25 protein-coding genes are annotated in these 26,163 nt (G+C 40.0%); 9 read left to right on the top strand and 16 right to left on the bottom strand.

The genetic code is table 11. The annotated features are described in order from the left end of the window. Positions 1–3 precede the first annotated feature (3 nt). Both gudD and RCG21_RS00970 read left to right on the top strand, forming a co-directional pair. Positions 4–1,362, top strand: a complete 1,359-nt coding sequence (gene gudD / locus RCG21_RS00965) for a glucarate dehydratase (RefSeq protein ID WP_308912760.1) — start codon at positions 4–6, stop codon at positions 1,360–1,362. A gap of 131 nt (positions 1,363–1,493) precedes the next feature. Continuing rightward, on the top strand, positions 1,494–2,195 hold the full coding sequence (locus RCG21_RS00970; RefSeq protein ID WP_308912761.1) for a FadR/GntR family transcriptional regulator: 702 nt from the start codon (positions 1,494–1,496) through the stop codon (positions 2,193–2,195). 650 nt (positions 2,196–2,845) lie between these two features. On the opposite strand, the gene RCG21_RS00975 is transcribed toward RCG21_RS00970, so the two are convergent. The 13 genes from RCG21_RS00975 to dat form a co-directional block, all read right to left on the bottom strand. Beyond that, entirely contained in the window at positions 2,846–3,697 is an 852-nt protein-coding gene (locus RCG21_RS00975) for a MurR/RpiR family transcriptional regulator (RefSeq protein WP_308912762.1), read from the bottom strand. A gap of 14 nt (positions 3,698–3,711) precedes the next feature. Next, the gene (locus tag RCG21_RS00980; protein WP_308912763.1) at positions 3,712–4,599 is read right to left on the bottom strand and encodes an ROK family protein; all 888 of its coding nucleotides are present in this window, start codon (positions 4,597–4,599) and stop codon (positions 3,712–3,714) included. Positions 4,600–4,674: 75 nt separating this feature from the next. Beyond that, positions 4,675–5,364, bottom strand: coding sequence for an N-acetylmannosamine-6-phosphate 2-epimerase (locus tag RCG21_RS00985; protein WP_308912764.1), 690 nt, complete (start codon positions 5,362–5,364; stop codon positions 4,675–4,677). A 717-nt stretch (positions 5,365–6,081) separates the two neighbouring features. Further along, positions 6,082–6,930 carry a carbohydrate ABC transporter permease gene (locus RCG21_RS00990; RefSeq protein WP_308912765.1) on the bottom strand — a complete coding sequence of 283 codons (849 nt, stop codon included), beginning with the start codon at positions 6,928–6,930 and terminating at the stop codon, positions 6,082–6,084. Positions 6,931–6,932: 2 nt separating this feature from the next. After that, on the bottom strand, positions 6,933–7,808 hold the full coding sequence (locus RCG21_RS00995) for a carbohydrate ABC transporter permease (protein WP_308912766.1): 876 nt from the start codon (positions 7,806–7,808) through the stop codon (positions 6,933–6,935). Between the two features lie 69 nt (positions 7,809–7,877). Next, positions 7,878–9,260, bottom strand: a complete 1,383-nt coding sequence (locus RCG21_RS01000) for an ABC transporter substrate-binding protein (RefSeq protein WP_308912767.1) — start codon at positions 9,258–9,260, stop codon at positions 7,878–7,880. A gap of 14 nt (positions 9,261–9,274) precedes the next feature. After that, on the bottom strand, positions 9,275–9,913 hold the full coding sequence (locus tag RCG21_RS01005; protein WP_308912768.1) for an SGNH/GDSL hydrolase family protein: 639 nt from the start codon (positions 9,911–9,913) through the stop codon (positions 9,275–9,277). Between the two features lies 1 nt (position 9,914). Next, complete coding sequence (locus RCG21_RS01010; protein ID WP_308912769.1) at positions 9,915–10,829, bottom strand: dihydrodipicolinate synthase family protein; 915 nt, start codon at positions 10,827–10,829, stop codon at positions 9,915–9,917. Between the two features lie 129 nt (positions 10,830–10,958). After that, the gene (locus RCG21_RS01015; protein WP_308912770.1) at positions 10,959–12,620 is read right to left on the bottom strand and encodes an FAD-binding protein; all 1,662 of its coding nucleotides are present in this window, start codon (positions 12,618–12,620) and stop codon (positions 10,959–10,961) included. A gap of 11 nt (positions 12,621–12,631) precedes the next feature. Continuing rightward, complete coding sequence (locus tag RCG21_RS01020) at positions 12,632–13,084, bottom strand: NanQ anomerase/TabA/YiaL family protein (RefSeq protein WP_308912771.1); 453 nt, start codon at positions 13,082–13,084, stop codon at positions 12,632–12,634. 229 nt (positions 13,085–13,313) lie between these two features. After that, positions 13,314–13,586: a type II toxin-antitoxin system RelE family toxin gene (locus RCG21_RS01025; protein ID WP_308912772.1), complete on the bottom strand. Its 273-nt coding sequence runs from the start codon at positions 13,584–13,586 to the stop codon at positions 13,314–13,316. Next, complete coding sequence (locus RCG21_RS01030; protein WP_133333039.1) at positions 13,543–13,797, bottom strand: hypothetical protein; 255 nt, start codon at positions 13,795–13,797, stop codon at positions 13,543–13,545. The genes RCG21_RS01025 and RCG21_RS01030 overlap by 44 nt, the downstream gene beginning before the upstream one ends. A gap of 182 nt (positions 13,798–13,979) precedes the next feature. Further along, the gene (gene dat, locus RCG21_RS01035) at positions 13,980–14,822 is read right to left on the bottom strand and encodes a D-amino-acid transaminase (protein WP_308912773.1); all 843 of its coding nucleotides are present in this window, start codon (positions 14,820–14,822) and stop codon (positions 13,980–13,982) included. A 103-nt stretch (positions 14,823–14,925) separates the two neighbouring features. Between dat and RCG21_RS01040 the strand changes: the two genes are divergently transcribed. The 4 genes from RCG21_RS01040 (at position 14,926) to RCG21_RS33435 (ending at position 17,680) form a co-directional block, all read left to right on the top strand. Continuing rightward, on the top strand, positions 14,926–15,837 hold the full coding sequence (locus tag RCG21_RS01040; protein WP_308912774.1) for a LysR substrate-binding domain-containing protein: 912 nt from the start codon (positions 14,926–14,928) through the stop codon (positions 15,835–15,837). Between the two features lie 119 nt (positions 15,838–15,956). Further along, entirely contained in the window at positions 15,957–16,745 is a 789-nt protein-coding gene (locus RCG21_RS01045) for a hypothetical protein (RefSeq protein WP_308912775.1), read from the top strand. 5 nt (positions 16,746–16,750) lie between these two features. Next, a complete protein-coding gene (locus RCG21_RS01050; RefSeq protein ID WP_133333035.1) occupies positions 16,751–17,215 on the top strand; it encodes a hypothetical protein in 465 nt (154 codons plus the stop codon). Positions 17,216–17,230: 15 nt separating this feature from the next. Further along, positions 17,231–17,680 (top strand): CBO0543 family protein, encoded by a 450-nt coding sequence (locus RCG21_RS33435; RefSeq protein WP_372512546.1) that lies wholly within the window; start codon positions 17,231–17,233, stop codon positions 17,678–17,680. 125 nt (positions 17,681–17,805) lie between these two features. Here the strand turns inward: RCG21_RS33435 and RCG21_RS01055 are convergent, their stop codons facing one another. Together RCG21_RS01055 and RCG21_RS01060 are read right to left on the bottom strand one after the other, a co-directional pair. Further along, positions 17,806–18,699 carry an SH3 domain-containing protein gene (locus tag RCG21_RS01055; RefSeq protein ID WP_133333034.1) on the bottom strand — a complete coding sequence of 298 codons (894 nt, stop codon included), beginning with the start codon at positions 18,697–18,699 and terminating at the stop codon, positions 17,806–17,808. 139 nt (positions 18,700–18,838) lie between these two features. Next, a complete protein-coding gene (locus RCG21_RS01060) occupies positions 18,839–20,494 on the bottom strand; it encodes a PucR family transcriptional regulator (protein ID WP_133333033.1) in 1,656 nt (551 codons plus the stop codon). A 286-nt stretch (positions 20,495–20,780) separates the two neighbouring features. Between RCG21_RS01060 and RCG21_RS01065 the strand changes: the two genes are divergently transcribed. The 3 genes from RCG21_RS01065 to RCG21_RS01075 all read left to right on the top strand — a co-directional run bounded on the left by RCG21_RS01065 (position 20,781) and on the right by RCG21_RS01075 (position 25,076). After that, positions 20,781–21,899: an alanine dehydrogenase gene (locus RCG21_RS01065; protein WP_133333032.1), complete on the top strand. Its 1,119-nt coding sequence runs from the start codon at positions 20,781–20,783 to the stop codon at positions 21,897–21,899. Between the two features lie 311 nt (positions 21,900–22,210). After that, the gene (locus tag RCG21_RS01070) at positions 22,211–23,551 is read left to right on the top strand and encodes an APC family permease (RefSeq protein ID WP_308912776.1); all 1,341 of its coding nucleotides are present in this window, start codon (positions 22,211–22,213) and stop codon (positions 23,549–23,551) included. A 232-nt stretch (positions 23,552–23,783) separates the two neighbouring features. Next, positions 23,784–25,076, top strand: a complete 1,293-nt coding sequence (locus RCG21_RS01075) for a helix-turn-helix domain-containing protein (protein ID WP_308912777.1) — start codon at positions 23,784–23,786, stop codon at positions 25,074–25,076. Between the two features lie 76 nt (positions 25,077–25,152). On the opposite strand, the gene RCG21_RS01080 is transcribed toward RCG21_RS01075, so the two are convergent. Then, positions 25,153–26,160 carry a DUF3231 family protein gene (locus tag RCG21_RS01080; protein WP_308912778.1) on the bottom strand — a complete coding sequence of 336 codons (1,008 nt, stop codon included), beginning with the start codon at positions 26,158–26,160 and terminating at the stop codon, positions 25,153–25,155. Positions 26,161–26,163: the final 3 nt, after the last annotated feature.

The raw sequence follows: 26,163 nt of genomic DNA on the forward strand, positions 1-26,163 counted from the left end.
GATATGGAAGCACAATTCGTTCAAGACGCTAAAAAAACAAGTACACCGATTATTACAGAAATGCTGGTAGTTCCCGTTGCCGGACATGACAGCATGCTTCTTAATTTGAGCGGCGCCCATGCCCCTTACTTTACACGCAACATTGTCATTCTAAAGGATAATGCAGGAAATACCGGAGTCGGAGAGGTTCCAGGCGGCGAAAAAATCCGTCAGACCCTCGAAGATACGAAACCATTCGTGATTGGACAATCGATTGGTACATACAAAAATATTTTAACTACGATTCGAAACCAGTTTGCGGACCGTGACACAGCAGGAAGAGGACTTCAAACCTTCGACCTCCGCACCACGATTCATGCGGTTACGGCGTTAGAAGCTTCCCTCCTTGACTTAGTCGGACAATATCTGCAAGTTCCTGTTGCCGCTCTTCTCGGTGAAGGCCAACAACGCGACAAGGTAGAAATGTTAGGGTACTTATTTTATGTAGGAGATCGCAAGAAAACGGATCTTGAGTATTTAAGCGCACCGGAAGCGGAAGATGACTGGTTCCGCCTTCGTCACGAAGAAGCGTTAGCACCGGAAGCGATTGTACGTTTGGCGGAAGCGGCCCGTGAGCGCTATGGATTTAATGATTTCAAATTAAAAGGCGGAGTCTTACGGGGTGAAGAAGAGATTGAGGCCGTAACGGCGCTTGCGGAGCGCTTCCCTGAGGCTCGCATTACGCTTGATCCAAATGGCGGCTGGTTATTACAGGACGCGATTCGACTTTGCCGGGATCAACATCATGTTTTAGCCTATGCGGAAGATCCATGTGGTGCAGAAAACGGCTTCTCCGGCCGCGAGATCATGACAGAATTTAGACGGGCAACAGGACTCCCGACCGCAACGAATATGATTGCCACCGACTGGCGGCAAATGGGGCATTCGATTCAGCTTCAGTCTGTGGACATCCCTCTGGCCGATCCACATTTTTGGACGATGCAGGGCTCTGTTCGCGTTGCGCAAATGTGTCATGAATGGGGTCTGACATGGGGATCGCACTCCAATAACCACTTTGATATTTCACTGGCGATGTTTACCCACGTTGCAGCGGCGGCGCCTGGGAGAATCACGGCGATTGATACTCACTGGATTTGGCAGGACGGGCAGCGTCTAACCAAAGAGCCTTTCAAGATTGTCGGCGGTATGGTGGATGTCCCTGCGAAACCGGGTCTGGGAGTTGAAATTGATATGGAACGGATCGAGAAAGCGCATCAGCTTTATCAACAAAAAGGGCTTGGCTCCCGCGATGATGCCATTGGTATGCAGTACCTGGTTCCGAACTGGACGTTTGATCCTAAAAAGCCTTGCCTGGTTCGATAATTTTTTTAGGGTGCGTTTCTCGATATCGAGGAGCGCACTATTTTTTTAATATGTCTTTAATAAATGGAAATATGTTAGTATAATTGTATTACAATATGACTATTAATGGAGTCAATTAGAGGTGTTATACTTTGGAACCATCAGCAAAGAAACTAGAGGTTCAATCGGTAAGCCGGAATACCCTTTCCAAACAAGTCGTCGACCAGATTGTGCAGCTGCTCGTCAGCGGGCAAATGAAGTCAGGTGACAAACTGCCGCCTGAAATGGAACTGATGAAGGAACTCGATGTAAGCCGGCCGGTTTTACGCGAGGCGCTTAGTTCACTTGAAACGCTTGGTGTGATTACACGGAAGACGCGGGAAGGTACTTTTTTTAATAATAAAGTCGGGTCCTATCCCTTCTCAATCATGTTAGCACTGGCTACGGATAACTTACCCGCCATCATTGAAGCGCGGATGTCTCTTGAACTTGGACTTGTGACGATTGCAGCTGAAAAAATTAAGGATGAAGATCTAGCGAGACTGCAGGAAACCATTGAGACCATCAAGAATAGCAAAGATAATAATTACGGTGAGGCCGACAAGGAATTTCATCGGATTATTGCCATGAGTGCAAATAATCCAATTGTCGAGGGGATGATTGACTCCCTGCTGATTACCCATGAGAAAACGGATAGCCTCATCCAGTACAGGGAACGCGACCTAACCGTAGCCTTTCACCAAGGCATCTACGAAGCGCTCGCAGCGCACAACCCACATGAGGCCTTCAACCAAATGTACAAACATCTAGACTATGTCCGTCAGAAAATACTTCAACATTCACAAATAAATTAGAGTTGTTTTCGGTAAAATTCGGGTGGTGAATCACCCGATTTTTTTTATGTATAGGACCTATTCAGCATGGGGAGATGAGCCCCTATTTAAGAGCCGCTCCGTATTGGGACTTTACCCTCCGCTTTTGTGGATTTACACTCCGGTTTTGCTCGTTTACCATCCTCTTTGGGCGAAATACCTTCCACTTCGATAAAGTCCTCCTCATTAAGAGGCCTCTACCAGGCTTAAATACCTTTTTTTAAAGGAAAATTTCCTTTTTAGTAAATTTCCATCCACGCTTTTCCTACAGATCTGCAAACCTTGCCTTTATCCACCGGTTTCGTGACTTTACACTCCGGTTTTGCTCGTTTACCATCCGCTTTGGGCGAAATACCCTCCACTTCGATAAAGTCTTCCTCATTAAGAGGCCTCTACCAGGCTTAAATACCTTTTTTTAAAGGAAAATTTCCTTTTTAGTAAACTTCCATCCACGCTTTTCCTACAAATCTGCAAATATTGCCTTTATCCACCGGTTTCGTGACTTTACACTCCGGTTTTGCTCGTTTACCCACCACTCTGGCCGAAAGATCCACGGGGACGGTTCTCAATGGTTTATTACTGTTCGACAAAAATCGGGTGGTGCCAGGCACCACCCGATTTTTGTCAAATTCTTATAGCATTTTCTCAATAACGGCTTTTGCGGTTTCTTCTTTGTTGAGTGTTGATTCTTTGTAGTTTCTTCTGAAGAATTCGGCATATAGGATGTCGAGCAGGTAGAGCTGTGAGATTTTGGCAGAGAGGCTGCCGCCTTGGAGCGGTCCTTCGTTTGATCCGCAAAGCAGGGTAATATCTGCGTAATTGGTTAAGGGTGATTTCGCGAACCGGGTAATCGAAATGACTTTTGCTCCTCTTTCCTTTGCTGCCTTTGCGACATCAATCGTATCCTTCGTGGATCCTGAATAGGAGATCGCAACCGCCACATCCCTGTCTGTCATTAACGAAGCAGACATAATTTGCAGATGGGAATCAATCGAACATTCCGTTTTATTCGTGATCCTCATAAACTTATTCTTCGCTTCCATTGCCGTCATCAACGAAGACCCTACGCCAAAAAAGTGAACCCGGTCTGCCTGAATGAAACAATCAATTGCCTTCGAAATATCTGTCTCATTAATGAGATTCGAGGTTTCTGTTAGCGCGTTGATATTCGTCGCTAAAATTTTCGAGGCTAATTCGCCGATCGTATCCTGCTGAGTAATTTCGCCGGACATTTGCTGCGTTTCTTCATCTTGGGTACTATGGGCTAAGGCAATTTTAAATTCCTGATAGCCTTTTAAATTCATGGTTTTGCAAAATCGAAATACACTGGCCTCGCCGACATTGCATGCATCCGCAAGGTCGGTAATCGACATGTAGATGACATCCTGCATATGTTCAAGAATATAGTCGGCTACCTTTTTTTCAGATTTCGTAAAGGCATTGTAGTTTGAACGAATCAATGAAAAAATATCTACTTTTGACATACATAGCACTCCTTCTAGTTCCCACTTCTCAGATGAAGCGAAACCGCCCCAAGAATTCCAGCTTTATTTCCAAGAGAAGCTTTTAAGATTTTTACATCGGAAAAGCTTTCCATGATTAACTCCCGTACTTCAGCCGCCACCATCTTCACCAAAATTTCCTGTTCCATTACACCGCCGCCAATGATGATTGCACGGGGGTTAAAGATGTGGACCAACGAAGTAAGTCCGATAGCCACTTCAAATACCCAATGATTGAGCACATCGATCATCAGGCTGTCACCGTGGTAAAGTTTTTCAAAAATGACTTTTCCATTCAGGCACTCCGGATCCACTTCTTTTGCCATCCGCACCAAGGCGGTCGTGGAGGCATATTGTTCATAACAGCCTTGTCCACCGCAGTTACACGGCAGTCCTTTAGGATGGGTCAAGATATGCCCAAATTCAGCCGCTACCCCATTATATCCTGAATAAAATTCGTTATTTTGAATGATGGCACCGCCGATACCGGTTCCATAGGTCAAACAAAGAAAATCCTGAAAATCCCGGCCGGCACCAAAATACTGTTCTCCCAAAGCAGCCGCATTCACGTCATTCTCTACTTTAACGGGAACCTTAAATTTTTCTTCTAACAGATCCTTTAACCGCGTTCCCGTATAGTTGGGGATATTTTCATTGGCATAAATAATGCAGCCCTGCTCTCGATCCACCTGACCGGCTGTACTGATTCCGATGGCATCAAAGCCATCATATTCGGATATAATTTGCATGAGCTTTTCAACGACAAATTTTCCGCCTTTTTTGCTTTCCGTATCATATTCTTTAAAGACAGCCAAATTTCCTTTTTCATCGGAAATTCCCAGCTTAATCGAGGTTCCACCAATATCAGCAGCTAATATTTTCAAGTTTCTCACCCTTTACCCATTTCCTAAGGCGGTATAAATCCCACGAGAATCACCCGTGGGATTTATAGCTTGTATCTAAGATATCGCTTGAATAAACCTTTTTGTGATCTCCATCGGTCTCGTAATCGCTGAACCCACAACTGCTGTATGGGCGCCTCGTTCAAAAGCAGCCTTCAAATCCTCCGGGGACCAAATCCCGCCTTCTGCGATAATCGGAAGCTCAAAATCTCTTTTTAATCTCCCTATTAACTCAACATCAGGCAGTTTCTGACCGTGTGTGTAGGAGGTATAACCGCTTAACGTTGTCCCGATACAATCAAAGCCTAATTCGTACGCTAATTCCCCTTCTTCATAGGTGGAGCAATCGGCCATAAAGATTTGGTCTGGATACTTTTTGCGGATGATTGGAAAAATTTCATGAATGGTCTTGCCATCCGGTCTGATCCGATCCGTTGCATCTAATGCAATGATATCGACTCCCTCTTGATAAAGCAATTCAATTTCTTCCATCGTAGGGGTGATAAAGACTTCCGATCCCTCATAAACACGTTTAATAATTCCAATGATCGGCAAGGAAACGGTTTTTTTAATTTCACGAATATCTTCCACGCTATTCGCGCGTATCCCACACGCTCCGCCAAGCATCGCAGCGTACGCCATCCTTCCCATGATATAAGAGCTGTGAAGTGGCTCCTCTGGCAGTGCTTGACAGGACACGATGAGCTTTCCTTTAATTTTTTCGAATAATTGTTCCTTGTTCTTCATTTCAAAGCATCTCCAGTTGATTATTTAAAAAATGGCTGGTATTTGATTTGCTTTCCGTGGAGATCTGCGAGTCAATCCGATGAACATCAAATCTTCCTATCTCCTCATGGGTTTTGGCTTTCATATCGCTGATGAACACCAAATCTTCCTATCTCCTCATGCATTTTGGCTTTCATACCGATGATGAACATCAAATCTTCCTATCTCCTCATGCGTTTTGGCTTTCATACCGCCGATGAACACAAAATTTCCCTATATTATCATGCGTTTTGGCTTTCATACCGCCGATGAACACAAAATCATCCCATCTCTTCATGAGATTTGGCTTTCATACCCTCGATGAACACCAAATCTTCCTATCTCCTCATGCGTTTTGGCTCTCATACCGCCGATGAACACCAAATCTTCCTATCTCCTCATGCGTTCTGGCTCTCATACCGCCGATGAACACAAAATCATCCCATCTCTTCATGAGATTTGGCTTTCATACCCTCGATGAACACCAAATCTTCCTATCTCCTCATGCGTTTTGGCTTTCATACCGATGATGAACACAAAATCTTCCTATCTTCTCATGCGTTCTGGCTCTCATACCGCCGATGAACACCAAATTATCCCATCTCTTCATGAGATTTGGCTCTCATACCCTCGATGAACACCAAATCTTCCTATATCCTCATGCGTTTTGGCTCTCATACCCTCGATAAACTCCAAGGTTCATCCCTTTTCTGCCCCAATCGCCAATCCTTTTGTAAAATACCGTTGGAATAGGATAAAGATTACGAGCATTGGCACAGCAGCCACCGTAGCTCCGGCCATCTTATAAGCAAAGTTTGGACTTAAATCCTGCATCAAGGATGCAATTCCGACCATTAACGTTTTTGAAGTTTCCTCTTGGCCGACAATTAACTGCCAGAGGTAATCGTTCCATACCTGAACAAAATTCAGGATGAATAACGCCCCAATTCCGGGTTTTACAATCGGCAAGATAATTTTATAAAAAGTATAAAACTCCCCTGCTCCGTCAATCCGGGCCGCTTCTCGTAGTGAATCAGGTATCGTATCAAAAAATCCCTTAAGCAGAAATACTCCAAAGGCTGTGGCAACATTCGGCCAAATCATGCCATTTAGTGAATTTACCATTCCAAACTCCTGAATAATCCTGAATAAAGGAACGATCATGACCTCTTTTGGAATCATTAAACTGGATATAAAAATGATATAAATAACATTTTTCCCTTTAAACTTCAACTTTGAGAACGCATAAGCAGCAAGTGAGCTGACAATGATCACCGCTACGGTTGTAACCAGTGAGACAATAATACTGTTAAATGTCCATCTTAATGCCGGCTGGTTCTGGAATACGTCCGCATAGTTACTAAAGGACATCGTTTTCGGAAACCAATCAGGAGGCATTTTGATAACATCCGAACTGTTCTTTAAGGAACTAGTAAAAAGCCAATAAAGAGGAAATATATTTAGGACAGCAAAGAAAATGATGATAGCATTGGCGATTACGTCAACGGTTTCTCTTTTTTCTTGTTTTTCGTTTTCATGCGAATTCACCTCTAATCTTTCTTAAACATTGCTCTTAATTGTGGAACCGATAATATTAATGTAATTAAGAACATAATCACACCTACTGCAGAAGCCACACCAAGCTGATTATACTTAAAGGCATTATTGTATAAGAAATACATAAGAGTCGTAGAAGCATTGTTTGGTCCGCCACCCGTTAATAGTTGAATGACAACGAATATCTTTAAGACGGCAATAATGTTCATAATCGTGATATAGATGGTAGTAGGTTTGACCATGGGAATGAGAATTTTCATGATGATGGTCGTTCTGCTTGCCCCATCCACTTCTGCTGCTTCAAATAGTTCCTTTGGTACCCCGATCATCGACGCAATGTAAAGGATAATCGCTTGACCTACATTGGTTGCAAACGTAACGAAAATGATCACCGGTAATACCGTATGGGGATTCCCTAAAAAGTTCACATTTGAAAAATCCAGTTGTTTTGCCACGTACGGGATCAGTCCATTGGCTGGATTTAGTAAGAAACTCCAGATCATACTCATGACAACCATCGAAACCATTACAGGGATATAGTAGGCTCCTCGGATAAAGGAAACATATTTTGCATTTTTATCAAAAACAGCCGATGCAACAAATAGAGAAAATATGACCGTTAAGGCAACAATGAAGATAACGAAAACAACGGTGTTAATCGTAGATTTTACAAAAACAGGATCCTGAAAAAGTCTAGTGTAGTTTTCAAATCCGACAAATACCTCATTGGTGTAATTAATTCTGAACAAGCTTAGCCGAATTCCTTCAATGATGGGATAAACAAGAAATACTAAGAAGAGTAAAAGTTGTGGAGCTACAAATAGATACCCTGTCATATTTTCTTTGAAAGTATGCTTATTGAATTTCATCGTAACCATTACCTTTCTAAAATTTAAGCCCCTGATTTTAAGGGGCTTAAATTTTTAAAGTTTACAGGGCTATTGTTTGATAACTGAGTTGGCCCTTGCATTTTCAATAATTCCATTACCATTTTTCTGATAGTCTTTCACAGCTTGTTCCGCTGATTTTTGTCCAGTTAATAATGCTTGAAGCTCTGGATATAAAGCCTGTCTTAGCTCGCTGTAGCCTGGAACACTGCCAGTAAAGTTGAACAAATACTTTGCGTTTTTATCGTATGCTGCGAATAATGGATTTTGAGACTTGAATTCATTTGCTACAGAAGTCCTTACTGGAACTCCATTTTTTGAAGCTTTCACGAGTTCAGGATCTGTTGAGAAGAATTTAACAAAATCTTTACTTACTTTAATTCTTATTTTGTCCTTTGTATTGAAAACAGCAGCACCTGATACATACGTAAAGGTTAACGGATCGCCGCTTTCAGATGGAATATTTGCAAGTCGGATATCAAACTTAGGTGCTTTACCTGCTGCCATATCTGCTTTTGCATTGTTAAAGAGTACAGAGTTTGTGAAGCTGATCGCGAGCTTCTGGTTTTGGAACATGGCATTGGCATCATTAGATGAAACCGATTCTGCACCTGGGTTTGTTAATCCGGCATCATAGATTTTCTTTAACCATTTTGCTGCCTTCACTCCGTTTGCATCATCAAGGATAATGTTGCCTTTGTCATCGAAGAACTTATTACCAAACATTCTTAAATAAGCTAGGTTCCACGTATCGCCTTGGTTATTTAACGCATATAGCGCCATTGGATACTTATCCTTCGGTAAATCCTTCTTCAACGCATTGAGGATGGTTTCATAATCTTTTAACGTCCAAGTCTTGATTTCATCCTTGCCACCAAGATACTTTTCAAGTCCTGCCGCCTTGAACATATCCGCGTTGTACGCTAAGGTTCCTGGCATATGAGAGAATGGATAGAAGTAAACATCCTTGCCGAACGTCACACTATCCCAGTACTTTTGGTCAATGTCTTTCTTCGCCGCATCATCGACAATATCGTTTAATGGAACTAATGCACCGCGATGTGCATAATCACCCATTGCGAATGTGTTTTCAAAGAAGATATCTGGAGGAGTGCCGCCGTTTAACTTAACATTTAAGAGTTCATCCCTTTGTTCAGCAGCTACTACTTCTACCTTCACTTTTACATCGTAATCTTTATACTGTTTGGAGAACTTATCTGCCGCGTACTTGAAGAAGCTGTCGTAGTCTGCCCCTTTTTCTGTAGGGTCCATGACTCCCTTCCATTGCGGTGTTAACATAAGCGACAATTCAACTGTCTTTTTCCCATTTGCCCCTACATCTGATTTACTTGTTTCTTTGTTTGCACAACCGGCTAAAGCTCCAAGTGCAAGCACACCAGTCAAAGCGGTGGCCAGAAAGCGTTTTTTCAACATTCCTTTTTCCCCCTTTATAGCATGTTTTTTATTTTTTGAAGGACAATCTTGGCTAAAAGCTGATGTCCTTCTTGATTCAAATGCATGTAATCAATGGTATTCATCGGAACATGACCGCTTAAATCGAGAAACTCAGTTTCTTGCAGCTGCAGCAGCTCCTTTAAATGATTGGGCAGTTCAGCTGATTTCCGATCACAATTTTTCCCCATTGACTTTCCTACTTCAGTGTCAAGGTACTCTTTCCCAATGGGAGGCGGCGCCATTACTAACACTTTAGGTGGTGCGCCATTCAAGCCCGCTGGAGTACTTTTCGCCTTAAGGGCGAGCCTGGCAATTCCTTGAGCGATATTAAAAGAAGTGAGATTAAATCTTTCCTTTGTATCATTGGTTCCAAGCATGATCACCACCAACTCAAGTGGCGCATGACTCATTAAACAAGGATGAAGATAGGTTAAACCGTTTAGGCCTTCAAACAATGGATCGTCTACGACGCTTGTTCGGCCGGAAAGTCCTTCCTCGACAACTTGAAAGTCATCGCCTAATCCTTCAGCCAGCAAGCTGGTCCATCTGACTCCTTCAGGAAATCTCCCCATCGTTGCGGCATCAAAACCCCATGTATTTGAATCTCCGAAGCAGACAATTCTTCGCTTCATGTTAGTTTTTTCCGTATTTTAGAATTGCTTGGTCGATCATCTCTTTAATTGCCGGGATATTATTTAAATCCTCTCCGTGTACCGGCTCAAAAGGTGCTCGAACGCTTCCAACATTGACGCCATTTAATTTAAGAACTTCTTTAATGACGGAATACATGGAACCATTTAAGGAACATAAAGCGATAATAATGTCATTGATATCTCGTTGAATGCTTCTTGCTTGTTCAAAGTTTCCGGTTGAAACAAATTGTTCGGCTTTTAAAAATAACTCCGGCATCGCTGCATAGGTTCCGCCAATTCCGCTATCAGCCCCAATGATTCTTCCGGCCACATATTGTTCGTCAGGTCCGTTAAAGACGATAAAGTCTTCGCCTGCTGCTGCCTTAAAGCGTTCAATGTCCATCGCTGGCATCGAAGAGTTTTTAACACCCATTACTTTTTTATTCTCAATTAATTGCTTGAATAGATTCATGGATAGATTGTACCCAGTTGTTTGTGGAATGTTATAGATGATGAATGGTAGCTCCGCTGCATCCATAATGTCCGTCCAATACTTATAGATTGAACTTTCAGGAAGTTTAAAGTAGATCGGCGGGATGGCGGATAAGGCATCATAGCCAAGCTCTTCCGCATATTTTGCTAATTCCACACTGTCTCTTGTGGAAGGTGCTCCAACATGAGCGATGAGCGTCAGCTTCCCTTTTACGGTTTCGGCCACATATTTTAATGTCGCTTTTCTTTCATCAAGGTTATGGTAAATGCATTCTCCAGAACTTCCGCTTACATAAAGACCTTGAACCCCTTTTTCATAAAGATAGTTACAAAGATCCTTTGTACGGCTCTCTGATATTTCTCCTGCATCGTCGTAGCACGCATAGAATGCTGGAAAAACACCTTTAAATTTTTGATTTGTCATTTATCTTCGCCACCTGGAAATGAATTTATTGGTACCGTTTACAAAGTAAATATATCACGCTTGAGTGGTTCTGTAAATAATTTTCACCAATTTAATTTATTTTGGAAAAAATATTCTCCTTTTTGAAAATTATGCCCGAAACTCCAGAGTTACTTCTTTGTTTTTTAAGGAGATCCATAATCGTTTTTGAAAATTTTCGTCCTCATTCGGAAAATCTTCGCGATAATGGGCCCCCCTGCTCTCTCTTCTTTCCAACATTGCCTTTAACAGAATTTCCGAAAGCAGCAAAAAATTTCTTGCTTTAAATGCACTTTTTCGTTCATTTTCGTTCTGTACATGAAGACTCATATTGAATGAGGCCTTTAATTCGGTTACCTTTTTTAGGGCGGATGTTAGATTTTTTTCATCTCGAATCACATTTGCCTTCAACCACATGAGTTCCCGGATTTCTTCGATTACTTGATGTGGGGTGATGGACTTCTCGGATGTCTTTGGAATGGACTTGTTTAATTGATCGATTGCCGCTTGGATATCAAGCGGTTCAAGCCGGCCATTGTTCACATAATCCAGACAATTCTGGGCGGCTCTTTTTCCAAAAACCATACAGGAACCTGTAGAATTTCCTCCCAATCGATTAGCTCCTTCAATTCCTCCTGCGAGCTCACCGATTGCATAAAGTCCTGGTACAGAGGTCCGTCCACAGCTATCCACCTTGACCCCGCCATTACTAGCATGCGCAAAAGGAGCAATTTTGCAAGCGTCCGTCACAAGATTGATTCCTCTTTCTTTCAGCCAATTAAGATAGATCGTATAGAAATCTCGCTGATCCTCATAAATCGCCTCATCAAAGACAAGCTCGAAACCTGCTTCGCTTTTGGTTCGGATAATTTCTTTCATCATCGCGATATCAAAGTATTTTGACGGGAGAGAGTGGGTAAATGGCCCATGTGTACTCCGGATTTCCAAGCATTCTTGCTTCGTGAGCCCGTCAGGAAGCACTTTTTCTAAAATACTGTTCCCTTCTTTATCCACAAAATCTTTACAATAATTCAGGGTGTGCTCGCCCCATAATGTCTTATATTTTGGTGCGGTGAATCCCGGGATGAATTGAATAAACTCCATATTTACGAGACTTGCTCCTGCTTCTAGCGCTAGGATATGCCCCGATCCATCGACATCATTTGGGTTTAAGTTATGCTTGTAAAGATTCCCGAAACCGCCTGTTGCCAAGATGACTGCCTTACAATGGATCATGATAAGGTGATTATCGTGGTCCAATAGGAAAGCTCCGGTTACCTTGTTGCCGGTCTTGATTAAGGAAATCACGGCAGACTTTTCGTATAACGAAATATTAGGGTAATGGTTGAAAATCGTTTTCACATTATCGCGGATTTGGTCCCAGTCTCTCAGCATGTAGATGGTCCGGCTATGTTCCGCAAAGCAGGCCTTGCGATCGTCAGGCAGTTTATAAGGCTCAATCCCGATTTCCGGAAATTCTTGGACCCGTTCCTGGATTTCATTCACATAGATTTGAGCCATTTCTTTGTCATGCATGTGATGGCTAACCGCCTCTATGTCTTGTAAAAATACTTCTTTGTCTTGATGATCCTTGGTCACCTGTGTTCCTAGGGAGGCTTTCAGGGGATAGAAGCTTGAGCCGGAACAAACTTGCGTTTTGGTCGACATGATGACGGTTTTACCGGCTTTGGCCAGCTCGATGCTCACTTTAAGACCAGCGATGCCGCTTCCTACGACGAGTACATCGGTTGTGATGGTTTCATGGAGGTTCATGAGCTCACCCCCTAAATTTTTATTTTGAACACTATTTTTCTTACTTTTTCCGATGTGTCGACCTTGATTCCGGTCATATGGGCATCTTGTGGGAAGAGAATCATGAAGTTTCCCTTTTGTAATGTGGCCGCTGATTTTAGGTTGCCTTCGAGTAGATAGTAGTCGTCTTGTTCATCGTATGGTTGTTTGACTTCCATTTGGTCGAACGGCTCGAAGCCAATTTGTTCTGTTCCTTCCAATAGATAATGAACATCTAGATACTTTTTATGTGATTCCCAGAAGCGTTCTTGCGGGGTTTTGGTTTCGTATTCTATGAGATTAAAGAATAGGTTTTCGCCGTCGATTTCATGTGTGCCAGGTTGGAGGTTTGTGAAATCGGTTTGTTGGATATAGTCGATTGCTTGATTGATTCTTTCATGGATACCTTTATAGAAATGAAAATTACGGATGTGATCAACAATCATCCTTATTAGCCCCTTTTTTATGGATTCGTTTTCAAGTTTAGGATAGCATAGGGGGATAATTTCGTAAATAATTTCCTCTCGTTTGATTTATTTTGGAAAAAATTTTCACCGTTTTGTTGAGAGGGCGTGAAGGTATACATCATTAACAATTGGGCAATATCCTTTTTCGAAGATCATTCATGAAAAAAGGACCTTCCCTGTTCGTTTACTGGAGGTCCTTTTAAGTTTCTTATTTATAAACATCGCCACGATTATCGATGGTTAAAATATAAATTATTTTTTCATGGTGGTCTATTTCAAAAATAACCCTATACGTTCCAACTCTAAGCCTTAACTTATTTTCTCTTCCCTTTAATGGTTTTATGTCTCCAATTGGAGGACGTATTGTTAAGCCTTCTAAAGCTTTTCCAATTCGTTCTTGAATATTTCTTTCCTGTTTTCTTAAGAATTTAACGGATTCACGACTTAGAGTCAGTCGGTAGGTTAAGCTCACGCTTCGCATCCTCCCACGACACAAACTCCGAGCTATTTTTTAGTTGCCGTTCTTCCTCTTGACTCAACGGAATCTCATCAGATTCCATTACCATAATATCCTCCCAATCTGGTCGTGAATGACGGTAAGACAAATATTTCAAATAATCATAAGCCGATTTTTTTGCATCTTCAGGAAGTTTTTTTATCATCTTATACAATTCTTCATTGCTTATAGCCATATCCATTCCCCCTTCGCAAAAAATCCTTTAATAACTTCATTTTATCATATATCTGATAAGAGATATAACACCTCCGACCCTCTCATCTATTTGAAAAATGACATAGCTCGATTTCTCAAATCACCATTTTCCAATAAAAAGGGACCTTCTAAAGCTAAATTCCAGAAGGTCCTTCCTATTAGCTAATCAGCAAGAATGAACTCTTTAAATTTCCTATAAGCCTTCATCGTCCATTCTCCCGGATTTCCGTCACCGATGCTTTTTCCATCCACATTGACAATTGGCAGTATTTCCGACGTTGTACTCGTGATAAATACTTCATCAGCTTGAAGGAGTTCATCAGGTGTAAATTTCTTTTCGATGAAAGGGACCCCTAACGATTCGGTAACCTCTTTAACGGCCATTCGCGTGATCCCGGATAAAATTTGTTTCGACAGCGGCGTCGTATAGACCACTCCATTTTTCACCATATACACATTTGAACTGGTACCTTCTGTAATAAATCCATCTCTTACTAGGATTGCTTCATAGCAGCCGGCGTCATGCGCGATTTGTTTGGCTAATATGTTCGGAAGAAGATTTAAGGATTTAATATAACAATTGGCCCAGCGCTCATCTTCATGAAAGATTGCCTTCATTCCTATTTCTCTTGCCTCAGTATCAATCCCAGCCACCTGTCGAACTGTCATCGTTATTGATACGGGGGCAGACGGGAATAGATGCTGCCTTACAGCAGCCCCTCTAGTAATTTGTAAATAAACAGCACTTTCCAGTTCATTCGATTTTTGAACCGCTTCTAAAATGAGTGCTTTAAAATCTTCCACTGATTGTTGAATCGGTAATTTAATCGCCTTTGCACTTTGAATCAGCCGTTGCAGATGCTCCTCCAGCATGAAAGGTTTTCCCTTATACACCCGAATTACTTCATATACACCGTCACCAAATTGATGACCTCGTTCATCAATTGGAATGACCGGTTCATCCAATTGGACATACTTACCGTTAGCGTAGCCAATGTTCATCATTTTTTCCTCCCTTTGATATTTTAAGTAAACGGCAAATAATCTAAAAAATCCAATAGAAGTTTGTCATAATGGCTATAGAATATTTTTATAAGGGGCAACTTGAATGAATATCGAACAAATTGAAGCATTTATTTTTGTGGCAGTAACAAGGAGTTTTAGCAAGGCGGGCGAAGCGTTATTTACCACACAGCCAACGGTCAGCGCCCGGATTAAGGCACTAGAAACCTCGCTGAACTGTCAATTATTTTACCGAACAGGAAATACCGTCAATCTGACAAAAGAAGGGAGTACCTTCCTCCCCTATGCAAAAGATATCCTTCACAGCCTGCAGGACGGCCAATATGCCATTCAGCGGGAGCAACTGAAATTGGTGGGGGAAATTGAGATTTCAGCCGTTTTTGTAGCTGCCTTTCATTTTCTTCCGGATTTAATAAAAGAATTCCATAATCAATTCCCTCAAGTGAAAGTAAACCTGTATACCGGCCATTCTACTCAGGTCTTGGACATGGTGTTAAATCATCAAGTAACCTTTGGGATTGCAAGGGCTGTTAACCATCCAAGAATTGAAAGTATCCATTTGTTCCATGATGAAATGATCCTGGCCATATATCCTGAGCACCCTTTTGGATCAAGGGAAGCCGTAACCATGGAAGAGTTGGCCCGCGAGAAGTTTATTTTGTATAATCGAAATTCAATCGATTGGACCCTGATTCATAATGCTTTTGACCATCTCCAGCTACAGAAGAACGTCATTATGGAAACAGATAATATCGAGGTCGTAAATCGAATGGTGAAACAAAAAATCGGAATCGCCATTTTGCCAAAGTCGGCAATTGGAGAAGAGCTGAGGAACGGTACCTTACTAGAGGTAAAAGTGACGAATCTCCCTTACATTCAAAGAGATTATGAATTAATTTATTTAAAAGACAGAAACTTTGACCGCATCTCGGAAAGCTTTCTTGATTTTCTGGTGGAGGGGAAGGAATCTATGAATTCGACAAAATTCGGGCGGTGACAGGCACCACCTGAATTTTGTCGAATTGACTTTTGCCCATGGAAAATTTGTAACCTAGGATAAATATGCTTATTCGTGAAAACTATGGTGAATTGATTGGGTTTTAAAGGTGGGGTTAAATGAACAACTATACGAATGATAATACTGCTAGAAGATATAAAGCACATGTAAGTATTCTTGGTACGACTCAGCTTCATTTACGTAATCCTTACATTATTGCTTGGTGGTCGGCAGCATTCCCCGGATTCGGACATTTGATTTTATCAAAATATTTTAGAGGATATGTATTATTTATATGGGAAGTTGTTGTAAATATAAATGCCCATGTCAACCTTTCCATGATTTATTCATTCCAAGGCAATATAGACTTAGCCAAAGAGGTATTAAACACTAGGTGGCTGATCATGTATATTCCCGTTTACCTTTTTGCAATTTGGGATAGTTATCGAACAACCGTAGATATGAATCGGGTTTATCTTTTAGCTGAACGTGAGGAACATCGTTTTAATTCCTTTACCTTGGGAGCATTAGAAATTAACTACCTTGATAAAAGAAACCCAATTCTCTCCCTCATATGGTCATTGTTTATTCCAGGTCTAGGACAACTCTATATCCATAGGATTTTGACTGCCTTTTTTGTCATCATTTGGTTAGTCATCTTTTTTTATTATTCGCACTGCCTCGAGGCCGTTTCCCTTTTGTTTTTAGGCAAAATCAAGGAAGCTACTTCTGTATTAAAACCTGAGTGGCTTTTATTTATCCCATCCCACTATGGGTTCGCCATGTATGACTCTTATATTAATACGGTTGAAAATAATAAACTTTTTGAAAAGGAACTAAGGAATCATTTGAAAGAAAATTACCAAGCCTCTGGATTCAGAATATCAAAAGGACAAAAAGTGAAGTGATGAATTTGCAGCTTTTTTCAACATTTGAAACAACCCACTATTTAGAAATGGCCATATCGAAATTGGAAAAAAGAGGAATGAAAAAAGAAAATATCTATGCAGTCCCACTGGACAATCGTTCTGAGGAGAGAAAAGTTTTTGATTCCCTTCATCGCTCTGATGGTACATCGCTTATTGATATAGGAATGGCACTCGGAACAGCTTTTTCTGTTATAGGAGCAAGTATTGGGTTTAAATTATCATGGGGCCCAATTTATTGGGGGCTTATTAGTGCAATGATTGGGTTTGCTCTAGGATTTGCGATTCGGCTTTTTACTGAATTGGTTGTAAAGAAGAGAAAAAGGCTGTTAAGAGGTAAGCATTCTGAAATTATCCTCATTATTAATTGTGAAGAATCTCAAGCTGAATTAATCGAAAATATTCTTTGGAATCATTTTGCGTTAGGTGTAGCAAAAGTGAAGGAACGTTAAGGAGCGGGGTTTAGTTTGTGGAAACTCATATTTGTCCTATTTATCATATTTAACATAATTGCCTTTTTTGTTCCAAAGAGGATCGGTAGAATAGAGATTTACGCCACATGTTTTTTTGCATATGCATACGGTTTGACAACTGATATGGTACTTGATTTGCATTATCATCTTTATGGCTATTTTCAAAAAGGCTTTCAATGGATAGCATTACTTGGAATTATTCTTTACTTTCCGGCCATTAGTTTCCTATTTCTCAATTTTTATCCTTCTGAAAAAAAGATAGTAAAAAAAGCTATATACATCTTATATTGGTCTGTTTTCTCTATTACTTTTGAATGGATATCCTTGCAAACTGATTTTTTTTACTATAACGGGTGGAAGCTTTGGTATTCTGGAGCATTATATCCTGTCATCTTTTCAGTTCTTGTGATAAATATGCGGTTGGTTCAGAGAATTATTAAATAATTTTATGCTTATATTCGACGAAATTCGGGTGCACCACCCGATTTTTGTCGAATGAATATAATCCTTTTCCATTAAGAAAGGACCATTCTGAAATCTCAGAAAGGTCCTTTCTTTTATTATGAAACCTATTTATAAACCGAACTCGGTATTTTTACAGTCGGGAATCCTGCAGCGTATGGCCCTACTTCGTATTCTTGGAAAACTAATTTAATGCCGCCATCTGTATAGTAAAATTGGGTGTATTTATCAATAACAACATCACTAAGTTTTGTAACTGTGAAAATCTCCGGATGCTTCATCATGTAGTTGTAGGCATATTGTTGTACCCTGCTGATTTTGGCCTTTGATGTAAGTTTATCCATAAGCTTAACTTGTTTTCCACTGCTGATGATGAAATTATAGGAGGTTGCGGTTTCTGAACCATGTGCACCGCCTAGATACAAAGAATCGTAGAGAATAATACTTAAATGTTTTCCATCATTGTATTTCACGCTGTAGAATGTGGAGTAATCGTAATCACACGCATACGAATATTCACTGCACCATTCCGGATCATCTTGTTTGACCTGCTTTTCGTCTGCCAGCATTTTAAGATAATTCTTATATGCGTCCTTCGCATAGCCTAATAAGGCCTGGTTAATCTTCTTTTCAGCTGTTTTGCTTTTCAGACCCTTTACCTGTGGGTAAGGCAGATTACCTTTCCCTTTATAGTGATATTTTTTTACCGTTACTCCAAATTTTAAATATTTGGTTGCGACATAGGCTTTTTTCTCTTTATAGCGGATTTGAGACCAACTTGATTTTTGAGCGTAAACCGTCACTTTTGTACCCTTCTTCAAGGATCCAACCTTTTTATACTTAGTCCCTGCCCCGCTCCTAACATTTAACTTATCTACCGCTACAGTTGCACTTTTCGTGGTAGCCGCTTTGACTGGTTCATTGTTCAAAACAAATGTAGAAAACACCGACAAGATGACCGCAAACACCAGCGAAAGCTTAACCGTTTTTACTAACTTCACAAATAATCCCCCTTTGACAACATTCCATAACCATCCAAATTTTAACAGAAGTTGTTGAGCTATTGTAAGAAAAGAATTCGACAAAATCCGGGGTTTGGGGTATTTGATGAGCTGGTGATTGGTAATCCATTTAATACATTTACTTTGTAAGTACTCCTCTTTGTAAAAGTTGATAGGCTTTCAATGCTATTTCAGTGTTTAATCTGTTCTCTGGCATATCAAAATCAAAACCAATAATCTGTTTTATTTTTTCAAGTCGATAATAAATAGTTTGTCTTACTGTATCTAAATATTGAGCTGTAAGCTGCTTAGAACGTTCAAATTCAAAGTATTTTGTTAAAGTTAGAATCAATTCCGAACCATATTTCTTATCGTGATCAATTAAAGGAGAGAGGTAGTCCTCAATAAAGTTGGCGGTCTCTTGATCCTGCTGAATTAAGAGAAGAAGACGATATATACCAAGTTCCTCATAAAAGACACTTGATGAAAGTGTTCGATAATTTAATGCTGCCTGTGCTTCTCGATAGCCATTATGAGCATCTGAAAGTAACTGATATTGTCGCCCAACGCCTATACTGATTTGACCAGACTCCCCGACTTTAACATTCTGCAATGTATCGATCACTTTCAGGAATCGAGCCTTAGAGGAATCAGTTTTATCCAGATCAATTGCTAATACAATTATCTGATTTCTTATTGATGTAATATAGGATGTAAAAGAATTTTTTGCGAACTCAGATCGAATTTTTAAAGAATAATGATAAATCACAGAGTCAGGCTCTTCATCCAATAAACTTAAAGAAGATGGGTGAACAATATCTCGGATATCAATGATTACGATTCGATAACGCAGAGAATAGGAGTGCTTAAATTTTGAAGAAATAAATCCCCTAGCTTGTTCCTCATTATTTATACGTTTATAAAGCAGATCGTCCAACCATACAGATTCTAATCGTAATCGTTTTTCATCTAAATAATGTTTTCGCAATAAGTCTTGTGAAATAGCGAGAGATGCACGATCAAGGATTAGAAAATCAAATTCATCAGATTCACGATCTAGAACCATAACAAGGTAGGCCCAAATTTGCTCCATTGCTCCTATTGGTTGGAGAAGAATAGTATGGTTTAATGCCTTCCATTCGATGGGAGCATTATTTGTAATTCGCTCGTGCCAGTGTTCTTTATTTTTGTCAATATATTGAATGAGATATTCCTGAAATTCACCCTTCATTCGTGGAATCGAAAAAGGTTTTCCTTCTACAGGAACATAGAGAATTTGTGTTTCTGTCTTCTGCTGCAATAACATTAATATTTTAGATACACCGTTAGTAGTAAGTGACAGAGATTGGAACTCTTTTGAAATTGAATCTAGCACAACCAACTTTGAATGATGAGCATTTACGATATATGAATGCAGATCTTGCGTTATTTCAATAAAATTTACAAGCTCTCTAAATATAATGATCGGAAACTCATACTTATTTGCCATCTCGATCATTTCTTCTGGGATTATTTCGAAGTAGTGTCCAAGTTCTATACATAAACATGATGCGTTGTGTTCGATAAGATTTAACAAAAATGAGGAATTAGAGGAGTCTTTCCATTCAAATCCAAAGCCAGTGGAAAGGATCAGTTCTCCCCCTTGAAAAATGGTGTCATCAAAATAGGGAATTTCAAGCACATGTGTCCATTTAACTTGACGGTTCAACCCATTTAATCCTGCAACCACTTCAGCATTAGAAAAGAGAGGACGCTTAAGAATATCTTGTATAGTGAGAGATAGATTAGCTTGCATAGTTGCCTCCACTCCATAATTGATTGCTGCAAATAAAACAATTCTATCATAAACATAATAGAATTATAAATTTATAAATACAGGTAAATCGTACTCCTTTACCGTTTCTCCTCTTTTCAATTTTGTATTCATTATCGTTCAAATGAACCGTTCAACGGGACCAAACCAAAACGTTGTAAAAAAAATAGTATGTAAATTTTAACGTGGCGTCTAATGAAAGGGCTGTCATTTTTCTATAAGATTTAGACAGTTCTAAAAATATTAAGATTAGGAAGGGGAGTTTACCATGATAGTGGGAGTTCCAAAAGAATTAAAAACAGCAGAAACTAGGGTTGGATTAACCCCAGAATGGGTCAAAAAATTAACAGCCTCCGGTCATAAAGTGCTAATACAAAGTATGGCGGGGAAAGGCAGTGGTTTTCCTGATGAGGAATATATTTTCGCAGGTGCCGAGGTAGTAGATACCATTGACGAAATATATGAGCAGGCAGAATTTGTGGTAAAAGTGAAAGAACTACAACCGTACGAATACGGTCTTCTAAGAGAAAATCAAATGGTAATGGCTTGGTTTCATTTGGCGGAAGATGTGAATCATGAAATGTTACAGGCATTACTGGATAAAAAAACAATTTCGTTATCAATGGAATTAATGGTTTTACCTGATGGAACGAGGCCTACCATTAAACCAATGAGTGAAATTGCAGGAACGTTAGCAATGCTTGAAGCAGTAAAATATGCACAATACGGTTATGGAGGAAAAGGAATCCTTCTGCGGAAAATGGCCGGTTTGCCATCAAGCAAAGTAGTCATACTTGGCGGGGGAAATGCTGGATTCAATGCTGCACAAGTTGCCGTGGGTCTCGGATTAAATGTAACAATCGTAGAAGCATCGATGAATCGCATTGATTATTTAACCAAACAGCTGCCACAGGTGGATGTTGTGCTTTGGGATCAAGATTTGCTGACTAAATTACTTATTCATAGCGATGTTTTAATTAATACAATTTACCCGATGCCAGGAGCTAAATCTCTAGTAACACGAGAAATGGTAGGTACGATGCAGCCTCATTCTATGATTATTGATATCACAGGAGTAGGGTTAATAGAAACCTCACATTATACGACTTTAGAAGAACCGATTTATTACGAACATGATGTCTTACATTACTGTGTCCCGAATATGCCTGCTCTCTGTCCGCAAACTTCAACCAATATAATGTTGATGACGACTGGCAATTATATTTTGAATATTGCCAATCAGGGATTGAAGGATGTTGTAGAAAAAGATGAAATCGTTAGAAACTGTATCAGCACCTGGAACGGTGAAATCGTTCATCATGAAGTTGGAATCAATCATAACATGCCTTATACAGAAATAAAAAAAGTGTTACTATGTGCTAAATAAAAATAATCTCATATTTACATGATTTATCGATATTCAGCAGAAATCAGATATTGAGTAGGTTATAACGAAAGAAAGTATCAGAAGTCAGTTAGATGCCAGCGTTTAGATTTTTCAGGAATAATAATAAATATGATATATTCCAACGAATGATCTTTCATTCTATAGACGGAATTCACCATGGGTTGGATCCATCTAAATTTAGATGGATAGCTGGCATCTTATTGTTTTATATATTCTTAAAGTGTAAGTATTTGGAGCATATGGGAAAAGTAAAATAGGGTTAAATCAGATAATAGGGGATGGTATTTTATATGTCAGACATACGAAAAATGGATAGAACATTGACACTCATTCCGGTTGTTTTGTTTGGTTTTTCATTTATGGGGTTAACTACAGCTTTTACTACATATGGTATTGCAGCTGAGGTCTCCCATGGTATAGTTCCAGGAGCAATGATCGTTGCACTGATGGTAATGATGTTTACTGCTTATAGTTACGGGAAGATGTCAATTGCGTTTCCATCCTCTGGGTCTGCTTATGTTTATGCGCAAAAATCGATCAGCCCCCATGTTGGATTTATTGTTGGATGGGCAATCTTAATGGATTATTTATTTTTGCCAATGGTAAATTATCTGGCTTTTGGCATCTTTTTTTCGGCGGCATTTCCCGCAATTCCAAATTACGTATGGATACTTGGCATGTTAATAATTGTTACTTTTATTAATATTAAAGGATTGAAATTTGCAACAAGTGTAAATGCTCTCTTAACGATTTTTGCTTTTCTTTTTATCATTATTTTTATATGTTTTTCTATTAAGGAAGTTATTAGCGGAGAAGGTACAGGCTCTCTTATTTCAATTAAACCCTTCTTTAATTCGAAAGAACCTCATTCTTTTATTATAGCAGGAGCATCACTTTTAAGCTTCTGTTTCCTTGGGTTTGAATCAATTACAGCGTTTGCAGAAGAGACAGTGAATCCTAAAAAGACAATTCCACGAGCTGTTATTATTGTTACTCTTGTTAGCGGATTAATCTTTACATGTGTTGCATATTTCTCATTCCTTGTATGGCCAGAGTATAACACATTCCAAAATGCTGATTCGGCTGCTCACGAAATTATTACTCTTGTCGGCGGAAAGACTTTATACTCTGTATATCTTGCACTTTATGCATTAGCTGTTTTAGGTAGCGCCATGTCATCTCAGGCCAGTTGTGCACGGGTCCTCTATACAATGGGGCGTGATGGGCAGTTGCCTAGAAGGTTCTTCGGCACCCTGCACCCAAAATATAAAACACCTGTAAATAATGTTCTAATCATTAGTCTTTTCTCTTTACTTGCCTTATTTTTAAGTTTAGATCTTGTAGCATCATTTATTAATTTCGGAGCATTTCTTGCATATGCTAGTGTTAATATTGCCGTAATTGTCCATTATTTTATTAAAAATAGAGAGCGTTCGTTAAAAGGATTTATTATATATTTAATTGTTCCTGCTATCGGGGGTGTTCTTGATATAGTACTACTTTTGAACCTTGATATACACTCAAAAATACTTGGAGTAGGTTGGGTTATACTAGGTTTCATTTATTTATTTGCATTGACGAAAGGATTTAAACAACAACCGCCGGAATTGAAATTAGAAGAAAGCGTTTAAAAAAATTATAAGGTTGGGCAATTTGCCCGATCTTCTTTGTGTGCACCTGGATCCCGAATTCTTTTTAAAGTAAATAGCCCTAACATAAAGAAAGACCCCAAATCATTATTTATCATGCAAAATAGCGACTAAAATAGGTGAAAAATAACATCTAAAGTGAATCACAACCACCACCCGTTACTTCTGCTATAATAAGTTTAAAATGTGATTGTGCGGGTATGGGGTGAGATACGTGAAGATTCGTTTAGGTTTGTTAGGGGTTGCGGATTCGTTGGAGATTATTCAGTCTGTGACGAATGAGTATTCGGAGTTTATTTGTACGCCGGTTGAGGTTTTGACGGAGGAGGATTTGGATGAGAAGGTAGCTCCTTTGATCAATGAAATGGATATGTGGTTATGTACGGGGCCGATTACTTATGAAATTGTTCAGGACTGGAATAAGATTGATGCCCCTGTTTTTCACGTCGGCTACAATGGCTCCACTCTCTACAAAACCGTGCTGCGGGTATTATATGAACAAAAAATTGCTGTCGATGAAATCAGTTTTGACTCGTGCGATGCCCCCACCTGGGAAAATGCCTTACAGGAGGCCGGGATTTCCATCAAGCTAAAATATGTAGAATCTGAAGTGATTTCGCTCGAAGGATTAATTCACTATCATTATGAACTCTGGAAAAGCGGCAAAACGAAAGCAGCCATCACCGGACACCCGATTCACCATGAACTGCAGCGTCTTGGCGTTCCGGCCTATCGAAGCCTTCCGTCCACCATGGCGGCTGAGGCGGTGCTGACCCAAATCCTCCGCACCTACGAAATGCTGCATTATAAATCAACCCAGATTGCTGTCCAAATCATCGAAATCGACTCGTTTTTAGATTTGAAAAAAGATAATTTCTCGACCGACGAGCTTTTTCGCATTGAGCTCAAGTACATGGAGACCCTGCTCTCCTACACCAAAACCGTTCATGGATCGGTGAAACCGTCAGGACTTGGCCGCTATGTTATATTTACCACAAGAGGCCTTTTGCAGGATATCACGAACAACTACAGCCAAATCCCGGAAATGGAAGATTTTGATCAGATCAGCAAAGAGGCCGTTACCTGCGGAATTGGAATCGGACAAACCGTCTATGATGCGGAAATTAATGCCGGAAACGCCTTATTGCACGCGAAAGAAGCCGGAAAAGGTTCTTGGATGGTTTGTTTTGATGATAAAACCATTGCCGGTCCGTTAGGAAAGCCCGAGCAGCTGACCTATTCCTATACATCCGAACAATTAGAATCCCTCAGCCAAGAAACCTCGCTGAGTGTGATGACCTTGAATAAACTGAAATCGTCTTTGAAAAAATTAGCAAGTGATGAATTGAACGCCAATGAGCTTGCGAAATACATGCAGATACCAGCAAGAAGTGCGCGCCGGATTTTAACGACGCTTGAGGAAAAAGGGTATGCTGAAGTGGTAGCTGAGGAAAAGCCGCATACACGGGGAAGACCGCGGAAAATTTATAAGATTGCACAATTTTAATGATCTAAGCAACCGTTTTATACTGTCACTTTTTCAAACAAAAACTCCCTTTCGTAAAAGGGAGTTTTTGTATAAATTATTTATTTTGGTTTCTAAGTGCTTCTCGATCAATAGATTGAGGAGGTTTTTCAAACCAGCCATGATCAATTAAGAGCTTTGCACCTTCCCCGGCATATGTCCCGACCTTAAGGATATAACCTTCATAATTGACTGTTAAATCTTTTCGAAGGGATGCAGCAATGGCAAGTCCAAAATCTCCAATCCCAATCGCACTTTGCGCATTCGTATGAAATAACATTAATTTATCCGAGAATGGTGCGTCCGTGCTATTCGTAATCGTTGAATCCCATGTGGAGGGATGAGAATCATCATCTTCATTTAGTTTTATCATGAAATCTTCCACCATTTTCTTTCCTAAATCATATCCCTCTTTAAAGTAGTCACTAAGTTTTTTAGACTGAGCAACTTGGCTAAATCCTAAAAGCATGGTTTTCGCTACATTTGCCACTTCAATATTAACCCCTAAATGGGCAATTTCAATTCCAAGAAGCGGCCTTCGATGGCCTACTAGTCCACCAAGGAATTTTTTATCTGTAACATACTCCACTTTATCAGGATAAGCAATATATGGAGCTCGTATAAAGACCCCTTTTTCCTGCATCAGTTCCACATTACGGTCATACAACATTTCTGTTTGATTTAAAAATTGTTTGAACAAGTTACGGACATCTTTGCGGGCAGAAACGGACTTAGCCAAGCTGTATGAATTCAATCCCGTCCTCCCCATATGGTGCAAGTAACGCATGTACGTTACATCTGAAAAAAGTTTCTTTGCTTTCAAGTTCACATCCTGTTCTCCAAATCCATTCGGAAGAGGAATCCCTTCCTCTGTGAATAAATCCGATATTTGAGCAACATGGTCATATGAATAGCTAAGAGCAAGTTCGATGATCGGCGAAATGTCCTGATCTTCACACGTTTGTAAAAAATGTTTTAGAACACAAATAGACATGGTGTCACCAATATATGTACTCCACAACATCGAAATTTCAGCAGATGTTATTTTGGGTAAGTGTTCTACCATTCA

It is taken from the genome of Bacillus salipaludis (assembly GCF_030938565.1).
Taxonomy (GTDB): Bacteria; Bacillota; Bacilli; order Bacillales; family Cytobacillaceae; genus Neobacillus; species Neobacillus salipaludis_A.

What these genes read in the sequence shown, in the direction of transcription:
- RCG21_RS00975 (WP_308912762.1), bottom strand. Translation starts at nt 3,697, where the DNA reads ATGTCAAAAGTAGATATTTTTTCATTGATTCGTTCAAACTACAATGCC.
- RCG21_RS01005 (WP_308912768.1), bottom strand. Translation starts at nt 9,913, where the DNA reads ATGAAGCGAAGAATTGTCTGCTTCGGAGATTCAAATACATGGGGTTTT.
- RCG21_RS01070 (WP_308912776.1), top strand. Translation starts at nt 22,211, where the DNA reads ATGTCAGACATACGAAAAATGGATAGAACATTGACACTCATTCCGGTT.
- RCG21_RS01040 (WP_308912774.1), top strand. Translation starts at nt 14,926, where the DNA reads ATGAATATCGAACAAATTGAAGCATTTATTTTTGTGGCAGTAACAAGG.
- RCG21_RS00985 (WP_308912764.1), bottom strand. Translation starts at nt 5,364, where the DNA reads ATGAAGAACAAGGAACAATTATTCGAAAAAATTAAAGGAAAGCTCATC.
- RCG21_RS01065 (WP_133333032.1), top strand. Translation starts at nt 20,781, where the DNA reads ATGATAGTGGGAGTTCCAAAAGAATTAAAAACAGCAGAAACTAGGGTT.
- dat (WP_308912773.1), bottom strand. Translation starts at nt 14,822, where the DNA reads ATGATGAACATTGGCTACGCTAACGGTAAGTATGTCCAATTGGATGAA.
- RCG21_RS01000 (WP_308912767.1), bottom strand. Translation starts at nt 9,260, where the DNA reads ATGTTGAAAAAACGCTTTCTGGCCACCGCTTTGACTGGTGTGCTTGCA.
- gudD (WP_308912760.1), top strand. Translation starts at nt 4, where the DNA reads ATGGAAGCACAATTCGTTCAAGACGCTAAAAAAACAAGTACACCGATT.
- RCG21_RS01045 (WP_308912775.1), top strand. Translation starts at nt 15,957, where the DNA reads ATGAACAACTATACGAATGATAATACTGCTAGAAGATATAAAGCACAT.
- RCG21_RS01010 (WP_308912769.1), bottom strand. Translation starts at nt 10,829, where the DNA reads ATGACAAATCAAAAATTTAAAGGTGTTTTTCCAGCATTCTATGCGTGC.
- RCG21_RS01060 (WP_133333033.1), bottom strand. Translation starts at nt 20,494, where the DNA reads ATGCAAGCTAATCTATCTCTCACTATACAAGATATTCTTAAGCGTCCT.
- RCG21_RS00995 (WP_308912766.1), bottom strand. Translation starts at nt 7,808, where the DNA reads ATGAAATTCAATAAGCATACTTTCAAAGAAAATATGACAGGGTATCTA.
- RCG21_RS01025 (WP_308912772.1), bottom strand. Translation starts at nt 13,586, where the DNA reads ATGCGAAGCGTGAGCTTAACCTACCGACTGACTCTAAGTCGTGAATCC.
- RCG21_RS01020 (WP_308912771.1), bottom strand. Translation starts at nt 13,084, where the DNA reads ATGATTGTTGATCACATCCGTAATTTTCATTTCTATAAAGGTATCCAT.
- RCG21_RS01030 (WP_133333039.1), bottom strand. Translation starts at nt 13,797, where the DNA reads ATGGCTATAAGCAATGAAGAATTGTATAAGATGATAAAAAAACTTCCT.
- RCG21_RS01015 (WP_308912770.1), bottom strand. Translation starts at nt 12,620, where the DNA reads ATGAACCTCCATGAAACCATCACAACCGATGTACTCGTCGTAGGAAGC.
- RCG21_RS01080 (WP_308912778.1), bottom strand. Translation starts at nt 26,160, where the DNA reads ATGGTAGAACACTTACCCAAAATAACATCTGCTGAAATTTCGATGTTG.